Genomic DNA, 2,212 nt, shown 5'->3' with positions numbered 1-2,212 from the left:
GCCGTGTGCCGGGCGCGTCGGGGCTGTGGTGCCCGGTCAGCGCAGCGCCTTGCCGCCGCGCGTGTGTGGCACGTCGTCCAGCAGGGCGAGGAGCTGACCGTGCAACCCCGGATTGGCCGCGACCACGGTCCCGTTCCCACCCAGCACCGGGTGGCCGTCCAGGTCGGACACCCGCCCGCCGGCTTCGGCGAGGATCACCGGCAACGGTGCGACGTCGTCGTAGCCCTGACCGACCAGGACGGCCGCGTCCACCCGCCCGGTGACGACGTGCACCACGGCGTGGTGGATGCCGCCCACCAGGTTGACCCGCCGGTGCAGGACGGCCAGCACGTCCTCGGACCACGCGTGCTGGTTGGCGCCGAGCACCAACGCCCCGTCCAACCGGTCCCGGTCACCCACCCGGGTCCGACGGGCGGCACGCACCGGTTCGTCGAGGTCGGTCAGCAGCCGACATCCCCGGCCGCGCGCCGCGAAGACCGTCTCCCGCTGCATCGGCATGTGGATCACGCCGATCGCCGGACCGTGCTCGTCCTCGTACGCGAGGAGATTCGCGAACAGTGGCATCCGGCGGGTGAGATACCCGGTCCCGGAGATCGGGTCGACCACCCAGCGGCGCCCGGACCCGCCGCCGGACTCGCCCGCCTCCTCGCCGAGCACCGCGTCGTCCGGAGCGAAGCGGGCGATCGCGGCCCGGATCTGTTCCTCCACCGCGACGTCCGCGTCGGTCACCTCGGTGCCGTCGGCCTTGCGCCTGCGGCCCGGGGCCCCGTCGAAGAAGGCGGCGGTGGCGGTGCGCCCGGCGTCGCGGGCGACCGCGACCGCGAACGCGACCAGGTCGTCGTCCACCGGAGGAGCGTCCGCAGCAGCCGGTGAGGTCCTGTGCTCATCCATCCGGGCAGTCAACCGGCACCGGCCGCGGTGGACCCACGGATTAAGGTGGGGCTTCAACGACGGGGGCGGGGACGTGAGCACGATCCGGTTCGAGGTGCGCGACGCCGCCGACATCAGGTTTCGGGTCTCACCGCTCTGGGAGACGGTCCGGAGCCGCTACGCGTTGGCCGATCCGGGCCGGTACGTCGTCCACCTGCCCTGGATCCGTCGGGCACGGGCACTGGCCGACGATCCTGCCCACGTGGAGTCGTTGCGGATGCTGGCCGCGATAGCCCGACCCGGAGCGTGGTTACCGGACTTCCTCACTCCGCCGCCGGCCCGTCCGATCGGCGACATCGAGGAGGAACTCGCCACCGTCGCGGCCACGCCGGACGAGGTGGTGGTCGCCGACCTGCTCGCGGTCGCTGTCCGGTCGCCGCTGCCGGCGCCGGTGGCCGCCGGCCTCGTGGCGCCGGGTCGGCTGCTGAGCGACCTGGTCGGGGCGGTCCGGCTCTGGCACCGGCTCGCGGTTGCGCCGTACTGGCCACGAATGCAGGCCCTGCTCGAGGCGGACATCGCGCACCGGTGCCGGCACCTGGCCGAGGGCGGCGTCCGGCGGCTCGTCGACGGGCTGCACCCGTCGCTGCGCTGGGCCGACGACCACATCGCCGCGGACGATCCCTGGGACGTGGACCGTGAGCTGCGCGGACGCGGCCTGCCGTTGATGCCGAGCGTCTTCGTCGACCGGCGGGTGCTCTGGAACGTGCGCCCCGACTCGGTGCCGATGGCGGTCTACCCGGTCCGCGGGGCGGCGACCCTCTGGGAGGCCGACCCCGTCCGCGCCGAGGCTCTGGCCGGCGTTCTCGGAGCCACCCGGGCCCGGCTCCTCAACCTGGTGTGCAGCCCGGCGACGACGAGCGAACTGGCCCGGCGGGTCACGCTCACCCCTGCCGCGGTCTCCCAGCACCTCACGGCGCTGCACTCGGCCGGCCTGGTCACCCGCGCGCGGCACGGCCGCAGCGTGCTCTACGTCAGTACCTCCGCCGGTCGCGCCCTGCTGACCGCCACCGGCACCGAACCCGACGGCGGGACCTGACCAGTAGCGGGCGGAGGCGCTCAGAACTCCTGGTACATCACGTGCAGCCCCACCCGGCCGAGCGTCGGGTGCCGGAACGCGCCGGGCACCGTGCCCACCACGGCGAAACCCTCCCGCCGGTACAGCTCCACCGCGCGCGTGTTGCACTCGACGACCGCGTTGAACTGCATCCCCGCGTACCCCCGGGCGCGGGCCCAGGCGAGCGCGTCGCGGCAGAGCGCGGTGCCCACGCCCCGGCCGCGCGCC

General features: G+C 74.5%; 3 protein-coding genes. 1 reads left to right on the top strand and 2 read right to left on the bottom strand.

The annotated features are described in order from the left end of the window. Positions 1–36: 36 nt before the first annotated feature. Positions 37–846: an inositol monophosphatase family protein gene (locus tag AB0I76_RS28195; protein WP_357041654.1), complete on the bottom strand. Its 810-nt coding sequence runs from the start codon at positions 844–846 to the stop codon at positions 37–39. A 118-nt stretch (positions 847–964) separates the two neighbouring features. On the opposite strand from AB0I76_RS28195, the gene AB0I76_RS28190 reads away from it, so the two are divergent. Further along, a complete protein-coding gene (locus tag AB0I76_RS28190; protein WP_357041651.1) occupies positions 965–1,966 on the top strand; it encodes an ArsR family transcriptional regulator in 1,002 nt (333 codons plus the stop codon). 20 nt (positions 1,967–1,986) lie between these two features. Here the strand turns inward: AB0I76_RS28190 and AB0I76_RS28185 are convergent. Beyond that, positions 1,987–2,212: GNAT family N-acetyltransferase (locus AB0I76_RS28185; protein ID WP_357041648.1), on the bottom strand; the 226-nt coding region annotated here is incomplete at its 5' end.

It is taken from the genome of Micromonospora sp. NPDC049799, from assembly GCF_040656655.1.
In the GTDB taxonomy this organism is placed as follows: Bacteria; Actinomycetota; Actinomycetes; order Mycobacteriales; family Micromonosporaceae; genus Micromonospora.
This window is presented reverse-complemented; position numbering and strand designations above follow the sequence as displayed.